This is a genomic window from Citrobacter sp. MGH110, assembly GCF_001037515.1.
Lineage (GTDB): Bacteria > Pseudomonadota > Gammaproteobacteria > Enterobacterales > Enterobacteriaceae > Citrobacter > Citrobacter portucalensis.
On record NZ_KQ089831.1, the window covers coordinates 118342 to 141029 of the forward strand.

General features: G+C 47.6%; 18 protein-coding genes. 8 read left to right on the forward strand and 10 right to left on the reverse strand.

The features are described from left to right. Nucleotides 1-615: an acid-sensing system DNA-binding response regulator EvgA gene (gene evgA / locus SK38_RS16745; protein WP_008785570.1), complete on the reverse strand. Its 615-nt coding sequence runs from the start codon at nt 613-615 to the stop codon at nt 1-3. A gap of 842 nt (nt 616-1457) precedes the next feature. On the opposite strand from evgA, the gene SK38_RS16750 reads away from it, so the two are divergent. Beyond that, nucleotides 1458-2630: a hypothetical protein gene (locus SK38_RS16750; RefSeq protein ID WP_156183272.1), complete on the forward strand. Its 1173-nt coding sequence runs from the start codon at nt 1458-1460 to the stop codon at nt 2628-2630. A gap of 88 nt (nt 2631-2718) precedes the next feature. Here the strand turns inward: SK38_RS16750 and SK38_RS16755 are convergent, their stop codons facing one another. The 4 genes from SK38_RS16755 to dpaL all read right to left on the reverse strand — a co-directional run bounded on the left by SK38_RS16755 (nt 2719) and on the right by dpaL (nt 8175). Then, the gene (locus SK38_RS16755) at nt 2719-4005 is read right to left on the reverse strand and encodes an MFS transporter (RefSeq protein WP_003826074.1); all 1287 of its coding nucleotides are present in this window, start codon (nt 4003-4005) and stop codon (nt 2719-2721) included. Nucleotides 4006-4083: 78 nt separating this feature from the next. Then, a complete protein-coding gene (locus tag SK38_RS16760) occupies nt 4084-5676 on the reverse strand; it encodes an N-acyl-D-amino-acid deacylase family protein (RefSeq protein ID WP_008785573.1) in 1593 nt (530 codons plus the stop codon). Between the two features lie 67 nt (nt 5677-5743). Continuing rightward, nucleotides 5744-6928: a YgeY family selenium metabolism-linked hydrolase gene (locus tag SK38_RS16765; protein WP_048236602.1), complete on the reverse strand. Its 1185-nt coding sequence runs from the start codon at nt 6926-6928 to the stop codon at nt 5744-5746. A 32-nt stretch (nt 6929-6960) separates the two neighbouring features. After that, nucleotides 6961-8175 carry a diaminopropionate ammonia-lyase gene (dpaL, locus tag SK38_RS16770; RefSeq protein WP_020996285.1) on the reverse strand — a complete coding sequence of 405 codons (1215 nt, stop codon included), beginning with the start codon at nt 8173-8175 and terminating at the stop codon, nt 6961-6963. Between the two features lie 381 nt (nt 8176-8556). Between dpaL and SK38_RS16775 the strand changes: the two genes are divergently transcribed. Next, nucleotides 8557-10305 carry a sigma-54 interaction domain-containing protein gene (locus tag SK38_RS16775; RefSeq protein WP_048236604.1) on the forward strand — a complete coding sequence of 583 codons (1749 nt, stop codon included), beginning with the start codon at nt 8557-8559 and terminating at the stop codon, nt 10303-10305. Between the two features lie 55 nt (nt 10306-10360). Here SK38_RS16775 and SK38_RS16780 read toward each other — a convergent pair whose 3' ends face one another. Together SK38_RS16780 and SK38_RS16785 are read right to left on the reverse strand one after the other, a co-directional pair. Next, nucleotides 10361-11773 carry a tetratricopeptide repeat protein gene (locus SK38_RS16780; RefSeq protein WP_053069348.1) on the reverse strand — a complete coding sequence of 471 codons (1413 nt, stop codon included), beginning with the start codon at nt 11771-11773 and terminating at the stop codon, nt 10361-10363. Nucleotides 11774-11993: 220 nt separating this feature from the next. Further along, the gene (locus tag SK38_RS16785) at nt 11994-12494 is read right to left on the reverse strand and encodes an anti-virulence regulator CigR family protein (protein ID WP_048236605.1); all 501 of its coding nucleotides are present in this window, start codon (nt 12492-12494) and stop codon (nt 11994-11996) included. Between the two features lie 309 nt (nt 12495-12803). On the opposite strand from SK38_RS16785, the gene melR reads away from it, so the two are divergent. The 6 genes from melR to galE all read left to right on the forward strand — a co-directional run bounded on the left by melR (nt 12804) and on the right by galE (nt 19696). Beyond that, nucleotides 12804-13742 carry a transcriptional regulator MelR gene (gene melR / locus SK38_RS16790; RefSeq protein WP_048236606.1) on the forward strand — a complete coding sequence of 313 codons (939 nt, stop codon included), beginning with the start codon at nt 12804-12806 and terminating at the stop codon, nt 13740-13742. A 193-nt stretch (nt 13743-13935) separates the two neighbouring features. Further along, nucleotides 13936-15396: a Na+/H+ antiporter NhaC gene (nhaC, locus tag SK38_RS16795; RefSeq protein ID WP_048236607.1), complete on the forward strand. Its 1461-nt coding sequence runs from the start codon at nt 13936-13938 to the stop codon at nt 15394-15396. A gap of 122 nt (nt 15397-15518) precedes the next feature. After that, nucleotides 15519-16691, forward strand: a complete 1173-nt coding sequence (locus SK38_RS16800) for a MalY/PatB family protein (RefSeq protein WP_048236608.1) — start codon at nt 15519-15521, stop codon at nt 16689-16691. A gap of 154 nt (nt 16692-16845) precedes the next feature. After that, nucleotides 16846-17481: a carbonic anhydrase gene (locus SK38_RS16805; protein ID WP_003826059.1), complete on the forward strand. Its 636-nt coding sequence runs from the start codon at nt 16846-16848 to the stop codon at nt 17479-17481. Between the two features lie 207 nt (nt 17482-17688). After that, nucleotides 17689-18627: a glucosamine inositolphosphorylceramide transferase family protein gene (locus tag SK38_RS16810; RefSeq protein ID WP_048236610.1), complete on the forward strand. Its 939-nt coding sequence runs from the start codon at nt 17689-17691 to the stop codon at nt 18625-18627. A gap of 52 nt (nt 18628-18679) precedes the next feature. Further along, on the forward strand, nt 18680-19696 hold the full coding sequence (gene galE / locus SK38_RS16815; RefSeq protein ID WP_048236611.1) for a UDP-glucose 4-epimerase GalE: 1017 nt from the start codon (nt 18680-18682) through the stop codon (nt 19694-19696). 46 nt (nt 19697-19742) lie between these two features. On the opposite strand, the gene SK38_RS16820 is transcribed toward galE, so the two are convergent. Genes SK38_RS16820 through SK38_RS16830 form a run of 3 tightly spaced genes read right to left on the reverse strand, consistent with a single transcriptional unit; the run spans nt 19743 to nt 22688 of the window. Further along, complete coding sequence (locus SK38_RS16820; protein ID WP_045899692.1) at nt 19743-21134, reverse strand: DUF4832 domain-containing protein; 1392 nt, start codon at nt 21132-21134, stop codon at nt 19743-19745. Nucleotides 21135-21165: 31 nt separating this feature from the next. Next, entirely contained in the window at nt 21166-21573 is a 408-nt protein-coding gene (locus tag SK38_RS16825; protein ID WP_003826052.1) for a hypothetical protein, read from the reverse strand. 2 nt (nt 21574-21575) lie between these two features. Then, nucleotides 21576-22688: a glycosyltransferase family 4 protein gene (locus SK38_RS16830; RefSeq protein ID WP_048236612.1), complete on the reverse strand. Its 1113-nt coding sequence runs from the start codon at nt 22686-22688 to the stop codon at nt 21576-21578.

Below are 22688 nucleotides of genomic sequence, written 5' to 3' on the forward strand. Positions count from 1 at the left end.
CTATCCTATTTTATTTCTCTGCGCATAATCATAAATTTCCATTAATGATGAACAATCTAATTTCTCCATCAACCGGCTTTTATAAGTACTTACCGTTTTATTACTGATATTCATTTTGCTGGCAATTGTGCTGTAATCCATGCCATTAAGGATATAACGCAATACTCTCATTTCCTGGTTCGACAACGTATCAAGCTTATCCTGCTCGCTGACGGATGAACCAGTAAAGTGCTCAAGGGAAAAGGGAAAATAGCTATAGCCATTTTTTGCTGCTTCAATTGCGGCAAGAATATTATTCATACCTTCTTTTTTACTCACAAATCCGTTAGCACCGTATTCGGCGCTACGTTTGCCGTAAAAAAATTCATTTTTGGCTGAAATGATAATAATTACACCAGCATAGTGCCGCTTTCTCAGTTGCTCCAGCACTTCGATGCCACTGATACCCGGAATATCCACATCGATAATCAACAGCTCCGGTTTAGTTTTTTCAACAGTTTGAACCACTTGATCCCCACTGTCGAGTTCGGTGGTCACAGCGATACCATTGGTATCGAGTAAGTTGCGGATGGCAATGCGAGCCAATGGGTGATCGTCAACGATTATCGCGTTCATTGCGTATAAGAATCCCGATAAATAAAGAGAGGCGATGGCTATAGAGCAGATGAGTCTTCAATATTATGTTTTATAAACGCAAGACTTTAAGAGGAAAATTCTAGCATAGCCACGCGTATATTTTATTATTTTTTCATAATTCGAATGAATAAATCATAAAAATAACATTTTGATTTACAAAAATTAAACTTTGAACCTTTGTAAATATCAAATCATTAACACAACGTAAAGGAAAATTCCTACACATGTAGGACAGGTCTTTCATTTATTAGGGTTCATTCTTAACAAAACTATTAATATCAATAGCGTAGTAAGCATTAGAACCGTAAAAAATACGGAAAATGCCCCTCATTTGACGAACCTCCCGTTAGGGTGGCATGGTGGAAAGCCGCTATCAAATAGCCGCTTACGTTGAACATTCCCATGCACATTTCTATGCCAGCAACTTTACATTACAAACAAATATTATTTTTCAATACGTTGCCTACGACAGTTTTTTGTTAATTTTATTTCTATATGAAATTATCCTACACTTGTCTTTATGCTTAAATAAATCAGAAACAGCGCACTTTCAAATTCCCAGGTTACATTGATGCGCTGATAAAAAATAAGATAGAGCATTTTTTCATACTTTCGGGTGATAACAATTTTACTAACCTGAATTTTGGAGAAACTGTAAACACAGAGGGATCGTACACTGGCACAACCTGGCGGGAAGAAAAACCGGCCAACGTTAAAAGCACCACTTTCACATTCTAAGGAGAAAAATAGGTTACCAGAACAGCAAGTTACGCTTCTCTTCTGGTAGTAAGCAAAGCAATTGATTGATGGCGTATAGCAAAATGAATCAAATACGAGAATCATTAAACAATGTTGCATTCCCTGACACAATGCCTGACGCATGGCCTTATCAATCCTGGTGTTCACCTGAAAATATTGATACCGATATTACATGGTACTCATTTACTGAGCTGGATTTGATGATCGAAGCCTGGCTGGGTAAAGACTCACTCATCCCGGTGAACAAAACCGTATGGGGTTTTGTGAACGAAAATGAACCATTAATCCAGATAGTTATCCACGAAGATATTGCATATATTGCAATTAATCACAGATTCTATTCATGGGTAATTATTGTTGCAGGAACATACAACTTAAACATCAGTCTCGATCTTGCCTCCATATTTAAACACACAGCCTTAGCCGATACAGCGCTATGTATTATAGCCAATCGCGTTGACATACATTCAGTAGAGGTATCTCTTAACACCGCACGCTCTTTTATGAACTTCGTTTTCTTTCATGAATTGGTTCATTTGATGTGTTGCCAGCATCAATACATCAAGATGAATGGCAACCAACTTCCGTATATCAGGACCATGGAGTTTATTGCCGACTTTCTAGCGTACGAACATTCACTCATGCCTGTAACTTACGAATATACCGTACAAAAAGACAACTGGGATCTGCAGATGAGTACCGCTCGATGCCTTGGCTTTGTCATCGCGTCCTATTTCATCATTAAGACGAAACAGATCAGCAATTTAAATCTATATCCATCCATAAATGAAAGAACCACCTTATTGCTGAGTTATATATTATCGCCATCTTTAACGCGGAGTGAACGGGAGGGATTACTGCTAAAATATGAAGCCAGTGGAATAATGGATGCTTATATCCGGCGAGGAAAGCTAGGATTTAACATTGGCAATAATGATTCCCTCATCTCGACTGACTATTCTGCATGTTGTTGTAATTGCAGCAAATGCAGTGCATTCGCCAACGAGATATGTAACAAGGCCAAACCATTGAACAGCGAAGTATTAAACCATATGAGCATTTATACAGAATGCTTCCCTAAAAATAAGGTTTTTTACCCCTTTCCTGTTATAGATAAAAGAGATAACAAAACATCTCATTTTTGTAGTTTACAAAATCCTATACTGTTTTCCTTAGAGAAAACGATTAAAAGATCCTCTGCATTTCTTTCAAACCGATTCCTGAGTTTCCACTAAGAGCCTAATGGGATAGGCTCTTAATCACTTATTTCCGTCATCCTTAATGTGGCTCTGGAACAGCAGAGCCACAAGAGAGAGACATTAATCAGGCTTTACTGGGCAACGCTCCCACTGCGTGCGAGCTTTTGACTGTCAGCGTAACGACAGCTGAGCACAACAGTGCAGCAATCATAAAGATAAAGGCGCTGTTATAGCTTCCGCCACTACTTTGAATAAGCCAGCCGATGATCGGCGCTGATACAACCCCTGCCATCTGGCCGCCAAAGTTAACAATACCGGATGCCCGCCCCATGATGTTGCTCGGGATCGTATCCATCAGAATGCCCCAGAACGTCGCCATGGCAAAGAACATGAACAGGGCTGAGACACACTGATAAACCACCGCCATATCTGCACTGCTCACGCTGAAAGTCAGATACAGGAATCCCGCGGCAATAACAGAGGTTACGACATACAGCGTTTTACGCTGGGGTTTGAATTTGTCTGAGCAATAACCGCCTAATAATGTTCCGCCTGCCCCGAACAGGAAGGGAATGGCCGCCATGACACCGGTCTTTGCCAGAGAAAACTCTCGTACGGTAATCAGGTAGCTTGGTAGCCAGGTTGAAAAACCCCAAAAGGTGATATCAAACAAAAACCAGATACTGGCCATTTGCCAGAGCACTGGCATTTTGAGTACGTCTTTAAACGCGATAGCGCTGGTGTTTTGCAGGCTCCCCTGATCGTCAGCAGCCAGCTCCGCCAGGTCTTGCTGCGTAATGGCAGGGTGATCTTTCGGGTTGTCACGCGTAAATAAGTAGATACCTGCCGCGATAAACAGACCGGGTATACCCAGCACGATAAAAACCATGTGCCAGCCAAATGCCCCGATGATGCTTGCCGCCACAACTACCGCCAGCGCTGGGCCTAAGGTGTTAACCGTTGACTGAATCGCCGTGGCGCGACCACGCTCTTTCGACGGGAAATAGGTTGATATCATCTTCCATGAGGCCGACGGGAAACATCCCTCACCGATACCAAAGAAGAATCGTACTGCTAACATCAGCGGCAGCGTCAGCACAGCGCCGGTTAAGCTGGTGAACACAGACCACCATGCAATACCAATGGCCATGATTTTGCGCGAGCCAAATTTATCCGCCAGTAATCCACCGGGAATTTGAAACGCGGCATAACCAATAAAAAAGGCGCTAATAATTAAACCTTGTTGAGTCGTATCAAGATTTAAATCTTTGCCAATATAAGGGAGCGAAACGCTCATCACCATTCTGTCGAGAAAAGAGAGCAGCCACGCCAGCCAGATCAGGGTCAGGACGGTATATCTTGCTTTCCAGGTCTTGGGTTTACCTGAAGGTAAAGACGTTTGTAGGTTCATTGTGATGTCCTTAGGGTGTAGTGATCTACCGCGGCCATAAATAGTCGCGATAGATCCATGCGTGTTTAGCGTTATTTATTAATATTGTTTTCTAATAACCGTACCGCTACAGGCATAACTTTCCGTGCCATTGATTAAGGCAATGCGCCCATTAACCATGACAATTTCAATCCCTTCCGGGTACTGATTGGGTTCCACAAAAGTGCCTTTATCCGTAATTGTGTTCGGATCGAACATCACAATATCCGCTGCATAACCCACCTTCAGCAGTCCGCGATCCTGCAAACCCAATACTTCAGCAGGTTTCCCCGTCATCTTGCGGATTGCCGCTTCCCAGCTCAGACATCCCTCTTCACGGACATATTTACCGAGTACGCGAGGGAATGCGCCAAACACGCGCGGGTGCGGTTTGCCAGCCCCCATTAAGCCGTCGGTACAGACGTTTTGCTCAGGTCGACAGAGAAACTTAATCACGTGCTCTTCGGTACCGTAGAAGTCGACCATCCCCACGGCGTTTTCCTCTTCAAAGAGCAGATCGAAGGTGGCGTTGTACGGATCTTTTCCGCGCAGCTCGCCCAACTGGACGAGGTTCAAACCGACAGCATCCTGATTTTTTGCCGTTTTCACGCTGGTGACAAAAATCTGGTCCAAGCCGGCAAAATCGATAAAGTTATCCCAGCCAGGAATACCCTGCTGAATATCATCAATCATTTTGGCGCGCAGTTCGGGCGAGGCGAGACGCTCAAGTAATTTGTCCGTACCACCGGAGTGAACCCATGGCGGCAGGATCACGCCAAGCATCGTACTGCCCGCCACATAAGGATACTGGTCGAAAGAGATACGAATTCCCTCTTCCTGCGCCTGTTCCAGCATGCCCAGCATCTGGTCGATCAGCCCCCAGTTTTTCTTGCCGCAAACCTTCATATGCGAAATATGTAGCCAGACGCCAGTGGCTTTGGCGATATCAATCAGTTCCTGGGTTGAGTTGATAATATCGTCAGCTTCACTGCGCTGATGCACCACAAAGATCCCGTCATATTTCGCCGTGACCTTACATAGTTCAATCATTTCGGCAGTATCACCAAAGGCGCAAGGCATATAGATAAGTCCAGTGGAAAGTCCAAATGCCCCAGCCTTTAGCTCCCGCTCAAGGACTTCACACATCTTCGCCACGTCTTCACGGGTTGAAGGACGCCCATCCAGACCCATCGCTTCCATGCGCACGTTGCCATGAGGAACTAAATACGCGAGGTTTGTCGCCGGATGACGCGATGCCAGCAGATTGAGATAACCGTCTGTATTTTTATATTTCCAGTCAATTTTGTCGGTGTCACCGTCCAGCCCGGCGATATTTTTACGCCAGGCTGGAATATATTCTTCAGGTAGCGGTGCTAAGGCGACGCCATCCTGGCCCAACAGTTCGGTGGTGATACCCTGACGAATTTTTGCCGACAGCGCGGGGTTAATAATGGCCGACAGGTCAGAGTGCGTATGGGTATCAATAAAGCCAGGGCAAATAATTTTTCCTGTTGCATCAATTACCTGTTCATTGATGCCAACCTCAATTTGACCGATTTCGACAATACGTCCTTCATCAACCATCACATCGGCAATCCTGCCTTCACTGCCCGTCCCATCGATTACATTTCCGTTTTTGAAAATGGTTTTCATCGTTATTCTCCATGGCGGTGCTGCTGAGCGACACCGCCTGTAAGGTAAGAGGTGGTTATCTTTATTTTTATTGGCGATAGAGTGTCTGGATGATGCTGTAATAGCCGCTGGCTGAGCCGGTTAACTGATCGATCTCGATATACTCATCAATGGTGTGTGCCAGGTTTTCTCGTGAAGGACCGAAGCCGATGGTTTTGATTCCCGCTTCGCCCGCATAGTGGCTACCGTTGGTACAAAATGAGTACTGCGTAATGGTTGGATTAAAGCCAGCCTCACGAATGCCCACTAACGCTGCCTGCACAAATTCGTCGGACTCGTCGTACACCCAGCCTGGGAAGAAACGCTCTCCCTCAATCGTGGCGCCGGTATAGCAAGACTCCTGACCCACCGCGTAGGACACTCGGGCCTTAAACTGCGGATCCTGAGCAATAAGTTCGGCAAGCGCATTTTCCAGCGGAGCAATCACGCTTTCTTTGGTTTCACCCACCAGCAAACGGCGATCGTAGGTTGCGCGACAGTAATCCGGTACCACCGAGGCTCCCGGGTACGGCGAAGATTTAATGTCGGTCAGTTCCAGAATGCCAGGCCCCAGAACCGGATGCGTCGGCGGCGTGATCGTGCGAATTTTGTCGATCAATTGCGCCATTTTGTACACCGCGTTAATCCCCGCCTGTGGGTTAGCGGAGTGCGCGGGCTTACCAAAGGTTTCGACCACAATCTCAGCGCGACCACGCTGACCAATTTTCAGGTTTAACTCGGAAGCTTCACCGATGATTACGTAGTCTGGCTTATAGCGCTCGCTGACCAGGCGGGCAGCAATACCTTCAAAACACTCTTCGTGCACAATGCACGCAACGTAGATTTTCCCGGCAAAATTTCGCTGATTGTCCTGACCGAAAAAGCCCACGGCGGAGATCATCGCCGCCACGGCGCCTTTCATGTCTGTTGTGCCGCGACCATAAATTTTGCCATCTTCAATATCGCCGCCGTATGGATTGCGGGACCACTTCTCTTCGTTCACCGGCACGGTATCGATATGTCCATCGAGAACCAGCGTTTTCCCCGGCTGGGTGCCGACAATGCCGCCAACAATGTTGCCGTACTTATCAACGTGGATGTCATCGAATTGGTAATGCTGCATCATTGTTTTTATGGCATTAACCACTTCCCCTTCCTGACCGGAATAACTTTTTTGTTGGATCAGCGCCTGACAGTTTTTAATGACTTCTTCAATGCGGTTTGCAGATAACATGGGTTTCTCCGTTATATCTCTCAATCAGGGAATTATTTGTTGATGCCCGGGTACTGACCGCCCCAGACAATATCCAGATATTGTTGTGGGTCGGTATCCCCTTCGGTGCTGACTAACAGCACACGAGAGTGCGCATCCAACCCCAGTTGCTCACGCGTTTGCGCCAGTTCAGGCGAGGTCATCAGCAGCGCCAGCAGACCGGTAGTAACCGCACCTGACTCACCCGAAATAATCTGTGGATCGCCTGCCAGCGGGTTGCCCAACATGCGCATGCCCAACGCTGCAACTTCATCAGGACAGGAGGCAAATGCGTTGGCATAATCGCGCAGCAGTTTCCAGCCGATACTGTTCGCCTCACCGCAGGCGAGACCGGCCATCACGGTTTGTAAATCACCGCCCACCGCAATGGCATCTCCCTCTTTCGAACGGGCTGAGCGGTAGAGGCAATCGGCAATTAACGCTTCGGCGACGATCACTTTCGGGCGATTCTCCCCCCAGGCTGCCGTCACCATTCCCTGAACCATTCCGGCAAACGAGCCGACGCCTGCCTGCACAAAAATGTGCGTCGGCGCAACCTGATGCAGCTGATCTATCGCCTCCAGCATTAGCGTGCCGTAGCCCTGCATAATCCACTGCGGGATCTTTTCGTATCCTTCCCACGCGGTATCCTGCACCACAATCCAGCCATACTTTTCGGCCTGTTCTGCGGTCATACGAACCGCATCGTCATAGTTCATATCGACGATCTCAGCGGTAGCGCCTTCGTTACGAATAGAGGTCAGACGTTGCTGCGAAGAGCCCTTCGGCATATACACCACGGCGTTTTGCTTCAGTTGGCGCGCCATCCATGCTACGCCGCGACCGTGGTTGCCATCAGTAGTGGTGGCAAACGTGACGGTTTGCAGATCGTGGCGTACCTCTTCGCTGGTCATCACGTCAAACGGCAGTTCGCTGATATCCTTACCAACTAATTCAGCGATATGGCACGCCATCGCATAGGAGCCACCCAGCGCTTTAAAGGCTTTCAGGCCAAAACGCTGAGATTCATCTTTGAGATAGATATTTTTTACGCCCAGTTTTTGTGAAAGCGCCGGTAGCGTATACAGCGGCGTCGGCGCGTAACCCGGAATAGACCGATGAAAATTCAACGCTTTTACCAGTTCCTGGCGGCTAAACGGTGCCAACGGCGCGTTCGGATGTTCGGTAAACGGTGTCTGGTTAATAAAAAATGATAAGTTTTCCTGCATCATAAAACCTCATTGTCCTGGTATTTCATTCCCTGTAATCGGTGCAATACAGAGATATTTCCGTTATCGGTATTGGCAATAGAGCAAAATGCTTACCAGCTTTTTATTAACCGAGTAAATTCTTATGAATATTTTAATAAAGGCTTTAATTTCAATAAATTAAATAGAAATAAAAATTGACACCAAAAAATATCACTGCGTCAGTTTATCGCCTCATTTTGATAAATTCTCATTATTGATAAATAGTGTGATCGCTGAAGATAAAATAAGAAAAACATCCAAAAACAGCGTGATAGATTGATTTTTCGCAAATCATTTTTGCATTGCTTCGCCTATTTATCATTCTCCTTGAGAAATGCGACACACTGCCGGAGAAGTACCATGATTTCAGTACTCAGCAATATTCAGGATGATATATGCAATTATGCCGACGCTATTTCTGGCATAACGGGCACGGACGTTGAAATCATTGATGAATCTTTAATGCGCATCGCGGGTACCGGGAAATACCGGCATATGCTCAATGAGAACGTGGCCAAAAATGGCTACATCTATCGTCACGTATTGCAGGTGAGAGAAACGGTACTGATCAAAAATCCCGGCGAGCATCCGCTGTGTCAGTTATGTGAAAAACACCACTACTGTTCTGAAATGCTGGATTTGAACGCACCCATTTTTCTCAATAATCGCGTGATTGGCGTGATCGGGATTATTTGCTCAACCCAGGCACAGCGTGACACGTTACTGAGCCAGATTGATAAATTTGTCACCTTTATTGAGCAAATCGCCGTAATGATCTCCAGTAAGGTCTTTGAATGCCTGGAGCGTTTACGCGCGCAGGAAACGCTTGGCGCATTTCGGCTTCTGATCGATGCTATGGACCGCGGCGTGGTGGCGATTGATGGCAAGGGTCTTATCTGGCATGCCAATCATTCAGCCGATCGCATCCTCAACCGTGAGGTTCAGGGATTACCACTGACCATTGAAACAACCGGGGATAGCCTGTATGGCGATGAAGAAGCGTGGCTGACGCTTGAAGGTCAGAAACATCATGTACTGTGCAAACAAATTTCGCTCTCCTCGCAGGATAACGATCGCTTAACCATGGTTATCTTTCGTGATGCACACGACTACCTGAGTAACCTTACTCCATCCCCTTATGAGTCCGATATGCAGGTGCGACTGATTGGTCACTCTCCCTCAATGGAGCAACTCAGAAGCACCATCGGTAAAATCGCCAACAGTTACGCCAGCGTGCTCATCACCGGGGAAAGTGGCTCGGGGAAAGAGGTCGTGGCTTTTGCCATTCACCAAAGCAGTCCACGTAAAGCCGCGCCTTTCGTGACAATCAACTGCGCGGCTATCCCCGAACAACTGCTGGAAAGCGAACTGTTTGGTTATGTTCGTGGCGCATTCAGCGGGGCCGATCCCAAAGGACGAATGGGAAAATTTGAACTGGCCAACGGCGGCAGCCTGTTTCTGGATGAAATTGGCGATATGCCGTTGCACCTGCAGGCCAAGCTGCTCAGGGTCTTGCAGGAAAAGGCGATCACCCGCGTTGGCTCTAATAACACCATCAATATTGATGTGCGCATTATTGCCGCGACCAACAAAAACATTAATGCGATGGTGGAGAATAATCAGTTTCGCGAAGATCTTTTCTATCGCCTGAACGTGGTCCCTCTGGTACTTCCTTCCCTGCGTGAGCGCCGGGCTGATATTGCGGTCCTCGCACAGTATTTTGCCGATGAGTTCTCGGTCAGTTACCAGCGACCACCGCAAAAACTGCCTGATGACGTTATTAACCGCCTTTATGCCTGGCACTGGCCGGGCAACATTCGTGAATTACGCAACGTGATCGAATACATTTTTGTGATGCGCGGAGAAGCCGCCGGGATCAACGCCAGCCATCTTCCCCCTTACCTGCTCACCGCCGCTGACGGTAGGAAAACGACGATGACCGCGCAACCCTGTCAGCTTGCCAGCAAAGGAAAACAGGCGGAAAGAGAAGCTATCGAAAACGTCATCCAGCGGTTCGGCTCAAGCGTTGAGGGGAAAAAACAAGCCGCGACAGAACTGGGGATCAGCATTGCCACGCTCTATAGAAAAATAAAACTGTACGGTTTGTGAGCCCCCCCTCTTAGCGAAAAGGCTCACGTAAAACCATACTGTGCAACCGAATGCGTTACAGGGCCGATTGATTTCGATGCTGCTCGAAATAGCGTCTGGCCTTATCGTCAGCTTCTTTCAGAGCTGTCGGATTCAGGTTCTTCTGCGCGATATCCAGTCCATTTTGCGCATCAGAATTCCCATTAGCGAAGGCCACCGCACTCCAGATATACGCCTGAGCATAATCCTGAGTTACCCCTTTGCCTTCAAGGTACATGGTTCCCAGCATCCCCTGAGCTTCCGCATTTCCCTTTCTTGCGGCCTGTTCAAACCACTCAGCGGCTTTTTTTTCATCCTGAGCGACGCCATTACCTTCTAAATACATCAAGCCAAGATCTTTCTGCGAGCCTGCATCTCCCTGGGCCGCGGCTTTCTCCAGCCACTCCACCGCTTTTTTACTGTCCTGGGCCGTTCCCTCTCCTTTTGCGTACATCATGCCAAGCATGCCCTCGGCCAGCATATCCCCTTGAAGAGCAGCCTGATTAAACAGCTCAAACGCTTTTTTGTGGTCCTGAGCCACACCAACCCCCTCGCCAAGGTAATACATCGCGCCGAGCATGCTCTGGCCCAGCGCGTCCCCTTTGCTGGCGGACTGTTTAAACAGCGCGAAAGCTTTGTCAGTATCCAGACCGACACCATCACCTTCAAAGTACTTTCTGCCCAGTAATCCCTGCGCTTTGGCATCCCCTCGTTCAGCCGCTTTACTCAATGACTTAACGGTGTTGTAGCCCTCTAATAGCGACGCCTTACTTTCAAGGAAACGCTTTGCGTCAGGATTGCCCTTCTCAACCGCACGATGGAGCCACTCAATGGCATGATAGTTTCCGCGCTCGGCAGCAATGCTTAACCACTCGACGGCCTGCTTATTGCCTTTTCCGACTTCGTTGTCAAACCACTCAATGACCTTACCGTCATACCAGCGCGCGCCCTCACCATCAAAGTAGACTAAGGCGAGCAGATAACGCGCATCGAGATTGCCCTGCTCAGCCGCACGTGTCAGCCATTCAACAGCTTTCTTGTCATTCTGCTGCACGCCCTTACCTTCGAAATACAGCACACCGAGATAGTATTGGGCATCGACATTCCCCTGGGCCGCCGCTTTGCTAAACCATTCGGCCGCTTTCTTGTCATCTTTCAGGCCGCCTTTGCCCTCGTAGTACATCAGTGCAAGCAGATGCTGGGCACTCGCATTACCCTGCTCAGCCGATTTGGTCAGCCACTCGCTGCCTTTACTGAAATTCTGCTCTACCTCTTTACCTTTTAAGTACACGGTTGCAAGCACAAACTGCGCCTGCGCATCCCCCGCCTCAGCACCCTGCTGTAAAACAGCCACAGGTTCTTTATTCCACTCTTTTGCTTGTCCCTGTGAAGATCCCGCACCCCACAATATTCCGATAAAAGTGAAGGCGAGGAGAGGCCGAATGTTCATAAAACGTAATCCTTGTTAAGAAAAGGCACATAATGGAGATGCTCCAACGGCAAGCCAACTTATTTAACTGCGATTGTGATCCATGTCAGAACTATCAGATATTAACTGGGAAATGTGCAAAATATAACTCTTTGATTATGCAGGTGATTCTTAGTGAATAATGCACAACAAAAAGGCCATGTTAATAACATGGCCTTTCGTCTGGACATGGCGTTGAAACTTAATCAAACACACCATTAATAACAGCGGTGACAATCGCCGTGCTCAGTGCAATCAGCACCAGATTATCGCCAATAACCTGCCATTCATAGCCCGGGTAATACGGAAGTTGATTCAACATTGATGGCGGAACGCTCTTCCTGGCGATCCCCGGAGGAAGCGGTTTTCCTCGCGCCAGATTTTTGGCAATACCTGGAGGCAGTGACTTATAGCCCGTTAGACCGTATGTGACGGCATACTGCCTGGCCACGTTATAGCTGATGTCACTATCGACATGGTCCGGCTTACCATAATTTTTACGCTGTTCTGATTGTGCGTTATTTTTTTGGTCCGCGTGTCCTTTCTGACTATGACCACTATTCCCCTTGTTCCCGCTATTACCATGATTGCCACTATTACCATTTCCGTTGCCATTGCCGGGGTTAGCCAACACAGGAGTGGCACACATCGTCATCGCAGCAACGGCAACTACCGCCGCGGCTAAAGTTCGAAGCCTGGACATGATGATTCCTTAAGCTGTGGATACAAATAAAAATGTACGGTATTCGCTGAATACTGGCTATCGCTTCAACTCCGATTTATGGGCAAATAAACGATGTTGCTTTGCCATGGGCTCCCCAGATTGTGCGTTTTTGAGATTACAGCTCGCCATTCCCGCTATCTCAGATCGACAAGCGACAGGCACAGGATCTGAGTTTTTGGGAATAACTTCGCGAAAATGGAGAGAAAACGACGTTTTTTTTCGGTTAAGCTATGTTCATGCTTTGGCGTTACCCCATGGCCGGAATCACTATCCAGGAACCCAACCATAATGGCAAAAAGTACTCCGCAGCTGCCACTCGACCCCCATATGTGTCGCAGCTATGAGAAAAAGTCGCGAAGTCCGCTGGCGCTCTATTCCGAGTATCAGCGTATGGATGTCGAACTGCGGGCGCCGCTGGCTATGACCTACAGCCACTGGCATGGCCAGGTTGAGGTGAACGTGCCATTTGATGGTGATGTGGAGTATCTCTTTAATGACGAAGTGGTGAAGAGCAAACAGGGTTTTATCACCTTGTTCTGGGCCTGTACTCCCCATCAACTCACGGATGCCGGGCACTGTAAACAGATGGCCATCTTCAACTTACCGATGCATCTGTTTTTGTCCTGGCCGCTGGACAGGGAGCTGATTAATCACGTGACCCACGGGATGGTGATTACTTCGTTGGCTTCACAGCAGCTGAGCGCGTTTGAAGTACAGCGTTGGCAGAATGAACTCAATAGCGATAACGAACAAATTCGCCAGTTAGCCACTGATGAAATCGCGCTGATGCTCAAGCGCTTTAGCCTCGCTGGCTGGCGGCCGGTACTGGGTAACAAAACGTCGCGCACCCAGAAAAACAGTATTTCACGGCATTCACAGTTTTACGTCAGCCAGATGCTGGAGTTTATTGCCGCCAACTGCGACAAACAGCTTACTGTCGATGCTATTGCCGAACACGTAAAGCTCAATCCCAATTATGCGATGGGTATTTTTCACCGGGTGATGCAACTGACGATGAAACAGTATATTACCGCGATGCGCATTAACCATGTGCGGGCTTTACTCAGCGATACGGATAAAACAATTCTGGATATCGCTACAATTGCAGGATTTCGCTCCAGCAGTCGATTCTACAGCTCGTTCCATAAATACGTCGGCATGCCGCCACAGCAGTATCGCAAATTGAGTCAACAACGCCGACATCATTCACCTTATGCCGAGGGGTAATTTATTCAACAAACGTTCTCTTACCTTACTACTAAAATATAAGCACCAGAATAGCAGGTCAAAAAAGATAATCTGCAGCAGTTAATAAAATAGGGTTCAGCCATGAGCTCTGGCAACTATGTTGCTCAGACATGAGTGACCTGTAGCAGGTATTTATTTGACGTGTTCAACCATTAACGATTGGGATGGAATTATGGAATTAAATAACTGCACCGCCAATAACAGAAAGCCATTGTCTTTCTTTTGGTCAGTTTTACCCATGGTAGTCATGCTGGGCGGGATTAGCATCGGATATTTTATCTTCAATATTCGTGCTGAACCCATGATCCTGATGGGAACGGCAACCGCCTCGTTTATCGCCATCGCTCACGGCTACACGTGGGATGACATTCTACAATCTATTTGCAATAAAATATCTGAAGCGCTGCCGGTCATATTAATTGTCGCCAGTATCGGTTTCTTAATTGGCGCATGGATGGTGTCAGGCACTATTCCAATGATGATTTATTATGGTTTGAAGTGGATTAACCCGCAGTATTTCTATATTTCGGCATTTATGCTGGGGGCACTAATCTCAGTATGCACCGGTACCTCCTGGGGTTCTATCGGGACCGTTGGTATTGCCATGATTGGCGTAGCGATTGGTCTGAATGTCTCGCTGCCCATTGCCGCTGGTGCCATTGTTTCAGGCTGCTGGTTTGGTGATAAGCTCTCACCGGTTTCTGATTCAACCAACATGGCTGCACTGGCTGCCGGGGTAAACCTGTACTCGCATATCGGCCACCTGCTGTGGACTACCGGCCCGGGTTTTATTATTTGCTGCATCGTTTACAGCTATATGGGCATGGGCATTGATGCCTCGTCCAGCGCGCCAGAAAACATTACCAACTTGATGAATTCTATTGGTCAGATTTATCACTTTAATATTCTGCTGCTACTCCCGCCGATCATCGTTTTATATGGCTCACTGTCAAAAAGACCGCCCATTCCGATGCTCTTTTTATCCACAATAGTCTCAATGATTTTGGCGTTAATCTTTCAGCAATTCACGGCATCCTCTGTCGGCGAATCCGTGGTCAGTGGCTTTAAGCTCGCAATGCTTACCGGAGATAATCTGCCGACACTGTCTTCCGATGTTTCCCGCTTACTGGAGCGAGGCGGCGCTATTTCAATGTTTAGCAGCTTCGTTACCGTTTTCAGCGCCTTCAGCTTTGCCGGGGCAATGAGTGCAACGGGCTCTTTGCACACCGTGATAAACGCGCTGACAAAAGGCGTTAAATCCACATTCCGCCTGGTGGCTACCACGATTGTGACGACATTTACCATCTGTGCCTGCACGGCAAATGGGACCTTACCGTTGCTGCTGTGCGGTGATGCCTTTAAAGAGGAGTACAAAAAACGAGGGCTTGCGGCAAAAAACCTCTCGCGAACCACTGAAGATGCCGGAACCGTTGTCGAACCGATTATCCCCTGGTCTGCCTCAGGCGTTTATTGCGCCACTATGCTGGGCGTTGCCACGCTTGATTACTTGCCCTGGGCAATCCTCTGTTACAGCGGTGTCATCTTTGCCCTACTGTGGGCGGCAACCGGTATTGGCATTGCTAAATATGAGCCCAATGAAGCCACTGAGAATATGGTTGAGCAAAAATCATAAACGACTAAATAGCTAAATATTCGCTATCACCAGGGTAAATTAAACATATCCATTAGATATACATAACATTCTTCGCTTTTGCGTTGCTTACACTATTTTCAGAGACTTTCCAGGAGTCAACAATGTCTTTGTTTGATGATATTGTCACAAGGGATGTTAATTGTCGCAAATACGGGCAATTACAACAGATGTACGGTACCACCGATGTATTACCGCTGTGGATTGCAGATATGGATTTTGCGACACCAGAGCCAATCATGAGCACGCTGCGCTCGGTGGTGTCACAGCCTGTGCAAGGCTATAACCTGGATTATCCACAATGGAAAGAATCTGTTATTCATTGGTATGCACAACAGTATGATGCCGATATCAAGGCACACTGGTTACATTTTATTCCCGGTGTTATAAAAACTATCGTACTCTCTTTAATGGCGCTTACCCGTCCAGGCGATAATATTTTAACCTGTACGCCAATCTATGATCCCTATCCTAATCTGGTAAACACCAGCGGTAGGAATTTGATTCAGACGCGCCTCATTGAGAAAAACGGGCACTATGAATTTGACTGGCATGATTTCAGCGAGAAACTCAAGCAGTGCAAAATGTTTTTGTTCCCTTCACCGCATAATCCAGGTGGAATGGTGTGGTCGCGGGGAACGTTGGAAAAAATCAGCCACTATTGCCAGCAGGCTGGCGTCATCATTCTGTCTGATGAAGTGCATAGTGATTTAACCCTGCCAGGAAAGCGCCATTTGCCGTTTTTTACTGTTGATGAAGCACCAGATAGTCGGTCAATCGTGCTTACTTCCATCAGCAAGACCTTCAATACGGCGGCGATCCAGGGCGGAATCGCCATTATTAAGAATGATGAATTACGCCATCAGTTCTACCACTTTCTGGATAACTGCTACCTTGCCGAGACGCATTCATTGCAGCAGGCGGCCATTTATAGCGCTTTTACCCGTTGCGCCGACTGGCACCAGAAATTATTGGCCTATCTGGCCGACAATGTAGCGTTTGTGAGAAGTGAAATTGAAAAGCACTGTCCTTTGATCTCAATAGTGTATGGCGGCGCGTCGTATCTGTTATTTCTGAATGCGGAAAAAATGGATCTCAGCGATGAGCAGCTAAGCGCTTTTTTTGTGCATGACGCCAGGCTTGGCCTGTCACCTGGGGCGCAATACGGTCCCGGTGGAGAGGGGCACATGAGACTCAACGTTGGCTGCCCGCGCCCGGTACTGGTAGACGCGATGAACAGGCTAAAAGCGGCATACCAGAAATGGCAGAACGCATAGCGTACATCACACGATTTGCCCTGCCACGGTGGGGCAAAATTATCCAAAGATGTTGCTGAACTGCTATAAAGTCTTTCCCTTCTGTCGGCTGGTGTTAAACTGGAAAGTGTGATCTTCATCATAACCTGCTTAAACAGAGACAAGAGACACTGCTATGCAACATATCATCGAGGGCTTCCTCAACTTCCAAAAAGAGATTTTCCCTCAACGCAAGGAACTCTTCCGCAGCCTGGCATCCAGCCAGAATCCTAAGGCACTTTTCATCTCCTGTTCCGATAGCCGCCTGGTACCAGAACTCGTTACTCAGCAAGATCCAGGACAGCTTTTCGTTATCCGCAACGCCGGTAATATCGTACCGTCATTTGGTCCGGAACCGGGTGGTGTATCCGCAACCATCGAATACGCGGTTGTCGCACTTGGCGTAACGGATATCGTCATCTGCGGTCACTCTAATTGTGGCGCAATGAAAGCCATTGCCGATAGCCAGCCCCTGGATCCAATGCCCGCTGTCGCTCACTGGCTGCACTATGCCGATGCCGCGAAAGCCGTGGTCGATAAAAAAACCTGGGATAACCCAATCGATAAAGTTAATGCCATGGTGGAAGAGAACGTTATCGCACAGCTTAACAACATTAAAACGCATCCTTGTGTCGCGGTTGGGCTGCGCAATAATGCGCTTCGTCTGCACGGTTGGGTGTATGACATCGAAAGCGGTGAAATCCGTACCCTGGATAAAAACAGCAAAACCTACGTTTCCCTTGCAGATAACCCGCAGGTGCATTTCGAGTAATTCCCCCACTGGAGCAAGGATGCTCTGGACATCTCCTCTCCCTATTTCTGTTAGTGGACAAAAAACGGGCTTGCGACTAGTTTTAAAGTAGCCACTGGTGTTCCACATCGGTTTTCGCACATTTATACAACATTGCGACAGGCTCATTCACTGAGTCGCAAACAGCTGTGCATACATGGTGCAGGCGATAAAAAGGAGCAGGTGCAGATGCAAACAAAAATAAAAAGAATAATGGATAAGTTATTTTATCATGAGTCGTGGGACATCATGCTTATTAAGGATAATGGTACACACTCATTCCCCGACAACACTCTGGAGATATTAAGCAAATCCACTGCGCAGCAGTTAAAAAAGAAATATACATTTCAGGCCGATCCTTTTCTGATTGAAAAAGATGATAAACTGTATGTTTTCTATGAAGCTCTTAGCTTTCGCAACTCAAAAGGCACGCTACGATGTCGCGTTCTTGACCGTGAACTGGTCGAACTTGAAGATATTAGGCTTGAAGGCTTTGACGACTTACAGTGTCATTTGTCATTCCCTTATCTGATACATATCAACGATCAACTGTTCATGATCCCCGAGTCTTCAGAAAGAAAAGAGGTAATACTGTTTCAGTCAATTGAGTTCCCTGCACGCTGGAAGCAAGTTAAAGTTTTAATCTCTGATACCCAATTAACCGACAACGTATTTATCTCAATTAATGAAACCTGTTATCTGTTGTCCACCACGATGGATAACGAAATAATTATTCATTCAGCAGATCATATTTATGGACAATGGCAGCGGATTACCCCCTCATTGAAGGTGAGCAATCCCCATCATCGAGGTGCAGGTGCCTCCTATCAGGTCGAAAATAAAATGTACTTCCTTACACAGGAGTGCACACCTGAAACTTATGGAAAATCAATCTATATCAAAGAATTAGTGACACTGAACGACGCTAATTTTGCTGAAACTCTGATCGAACAAATCAATTCGTCGATCAACCACAGTGACGGCGTCCACACGCTGAACTTCTCAAATAACTATATTGTTTATGATACAAAAATAAACAAATTCAGCTTTTTATCTATACTTAAAAAAATATCTTATAAATGCATGGTGAGGTATCGCAACTATTACCTTACCAAACGTAACCAATAACGCGTTCTCTATGGTACTGGCGTGAATCAATCCCCGTTTATCTGGAGTCTGTATGGCAATTCTTGTCACTGGTGGTGCAGGTTATATTGGTTCACATACTGTGTTAACGCTACTGGAAAGAGGCGATGATGTCGTAGTCATCGATAATCTGGCGAACGCCAGCAGAATCTCGCTGGACAGGGTCGCGGAACTCACCGGAAGAGAGCCCTTTGTCTATATCGCCGATGTTCTCGACAGGCAGGCATTAAAAAACATTTTCGCCGACCATAACATCACCGATGTCATTCATTTTGCGGGACTCAAATCGGTTTCAGAGTCGATAAAAGAGCCCCTCGCCTACTATGAAAACAACGTTACCGGAACGCTGGTTTTACTGGATGAGATGCTGGCCGCTGGCGTTAATCGTTTCATTTTTAGCTCATCTGCCACGGTATATGGTAATCCAGAAAGCGTACCGCTGAGCGAGCAATCGCGCACGGGTGGTACCACTAATCCGTACGGCACGTCTAAGTTGATGGTCGAACAAATTCTGGCCGATTTCTCACGTGCACAGCCGGGTTTTCGCATTACCTGCCTGCGCTATTTCAACCCGGTTGGCGCCCATCCATCAGGTCGGATTGGTGAAGATCCTAACGGTATCCCTAATAACCTGGTTCCGTATATCTCCCAGGTCGCGATTGGTAAGCTGGAAACCGTATCGGTGTACGGTAATGATTATCCAACCCCTGATGGTACCGGTGTGCGTGATTATATTCACGTCATGGATCTGGCGACCGGTCATTTAGCCGCGCTGGATTGCCAGAGCAAAGGCGCGACTTATAAGGTGATTAATCTCGGTACCGGTGTCGGTTATTCCGTGATTAATCTGATTGAGGCATTTGAAAAAGCGGCACAGACAAAAATTAATTATCAGTTTGTCGCCAGAAGACCCGGAGATATTGCCGAATGTTGGTCTGACCCATCGCTGGCATACAAAGAGCTAGGTTGGAAGGCCATCTATAACCTTGATGAAATGATGCGTGACACCTGGAACTGGCAAAAAAATAACCCGAATGGGTATCAAATTTAATGTTCTCAGCAGCGAGCCTGACCGTCAGGCTCGCTGCTGTGTCTGACTAGCGTACCGTTATTGTTGACACCCGGTACCAGCCGCTGCTCTGTTTCCCTTCATTGGCAAAGTTAATTCTCGCCGCACCCGACTTATCCAGCATCGCAACCTCAATCGCGTATTGCCCTTTCGCCAGTCGGCCTGGCATAGATAACGCATAACTGACCTGATACTTACCGGGGAGCCAGCGGCGAATATCCTCCGCGGAATTCCCCTGTGCCACCACCTTATTGGCGCTGTCTACGACCCGGAATGCCAGCATGTATGGCAGATAAATCGGTGCGATACCCTCATTGTACCAGGTACTGTTTAATGTCAGCGTTTGTCCACTGTCCCACACGGACTCATGGCTCAGGGACGCAAGGCGAAATCGATAGCCCAATTTGGTCAGCGCATTGTCGACAATCGGTCGATAGTCGCTGGGTATCGTTCTCGATTTCAGGTTAATGGTACTGGCGTGCTGCTTGACCGCCCAGTCAAAAATCCCCTGCACTTCAGCACGTGTATAGTGAAAGGTGTTCTTCCAATCCTGCATATACGAGCAGATCTCCAGACTCACCGGCGCACGTTTCCAGACGTCGTTGAACCCTGAATAACTCTGCTGCGCAGCCAGCAATCGCTGCGGGTAATCATCAGCCATATGGTTCCAGGTGTCCGAAAATACGCGCAGGTCCCCCCAACAGTCCGCACGCCACCCAGCCCCACGCGCCACCGCATTCGCCAGACTTTGACCGCCGCTTATCAGCATGGTTTTTGGCGTCACCGGAAAAGCAGAAAAGTGCATCGCGACGTAGCGATCCAGTTGCGCCGTGGTGTATCGCTCCAGTAATGGCTTCAGGTTCGGGAAGTTGCTGTTATGCCATTCTCCCCACGATCCCACCATGCCAATATCAACAAACGCGAGATTCTCATTACCATCGTAGCGTTTACCAAATGCGTTCAACAGACGCTGGCTGTATTCAATAAACAGAGGATCGTCTAAATCCGGGGCAAATGTCTTTTTATCCGGCGTCCAGGTTCCTTTCACACCTTTTTTAATCAGCCAGTCAGGTATTTGCGAACCGCTTTCCGGCTCTGCCAGAGCCATAAATCGTAGCCCGACATTCATCGCAGGACGATGTGCCGCCGCGTATTTGAAGGCATCATCCACCAACGCAAAATTGTACTGGCCTTCGACTGGCTCCAGATCCCGCCAGTAAAAACGCTCGTATTCAAATCCGGTATTGGGATAGTCCGCCAGCCCCAGCGTTTCACCATATCCCTGATGAAAACTTGCCACGCCAATCCCCGGATTGGTTAACGGGCCCGTCAATGCTTTGGGGGTAACGGTCGTCAATGCGGCCATAACCGTCAGCGGGAAAAACATGCACAACAACGCACAAACCCATTTACGCTTCATCGCAATGACGTCCTCCACCAATTTGTTAACGCTAGCGGTCTTTCAGGCTTAACCACCAGTCCCAGATACCTACGTGAAAATTTTGGAACACATCAATACCTAACGCGGATTTGATCATATACAGCGTCAGCAATATGCAGCAGGTGACGAATAGCACGGCAATCAGCAGCAAAAAAGTGAGCAACATTCTCGACAGGGTTGATTCCTGGCGATGCTGGCGGCGTAAATCTCTGCCAAACAAAAAAACCAGATAATAACGCTTACTGAAAAAAGGAAAGCTTCTGCGAATATCGATCTGATGCCGCGAAGTCAGGGTTGTAGCAAGGAGCGCTTTTTCCACCCCTTCTTTTTGTTCAGGGGTCAATTCCTCCGCTATCCGCTCATCAAGGTGAGCGTAAAACCGTTCGATGGCAGGAGGACGATTTTGAGGACTGGTCAAAATTAACCTATATCTTTATCAATGGAGTGGTAGACGTTAACCGTCTTTTTGGCGATTTCATGCCAATTGTAGTTTTGCAAATATACACCATAGTCCACGCTATTTGCTGTTGCCCCTTGGCCTAATTTTTCAGCCAGACCGGTTACATCTCCCACCTTAAAATAGTCCTCGGCGGGCAGTTGAACTTCAAGGTTAGCCGGAATATCACTGACGACGGCCGGAAGAGAAAATGACATTGCCTCCAGCAGCGCAATAGGCAATCCTTCATGGTATGAGGGCATCACAAACAATTTAGCCTTCGAAAACACCGCCTGAAGTTCGTCACCACGTAAAAAACCAGTCATCACAACGCCTGGCGTGTCGGCGGCAAGCTTTTTGAGGCGCACGCTGTATTCGGTCGGATGATCCGCATCGCCAATTAACACTAACGGCATGGTCAAACCACTGTGTTGATAAGCGGCGATGGCATCATGCATCCCTTTTTCTTCCACAAACCGCCCAACCACCACGAGGTAGTTTTTCGGCTGCAGCCCAAAGCGGGAGAGCGTACTGTCGATGGTGAGCTGTGATAATAACCTCGGCTCGTTCACGCCATTGTGAATTAAATGCGCATCATAGCGACCGTATTTTTTCTGGATCAGTTGATTAATAACGTCAGAAATCACAATCACCTCGTTGGCATATCTCACCGCCCAACGCTCACCCAGCAACAATATTTTTTTGGCTACAAATCCCCATTTCTGGCGATCGTAATCGGGCCCGTGGTGGGTAAAAACCACCTTCTTACCCATCACGCGTAAGAGTGGGATCACAAGGCCAGGGCCGATAGCATGGACATGCACAATATCTGAATGGTCGATACGTGTCCTAAACGCCGCTATAACGGAATGGACAATAGCTTCCAGCGAGCGCTTTTTGGGTGCCCACAGCGCGTAGGTTTCGACTTTTTTATATACCGATCGTTTGTAATTTACATATGGCGAGCGAGCGATCACGCAAATATCCACGTCGAACTGCTGTTTAATGGCAGGATAAAGATTCTGACAGTGTGTCTCCACACCGCCCAATACATCGGGAATACCACGCGTTCCAAAAACCGTTATTTTTTTACTCAT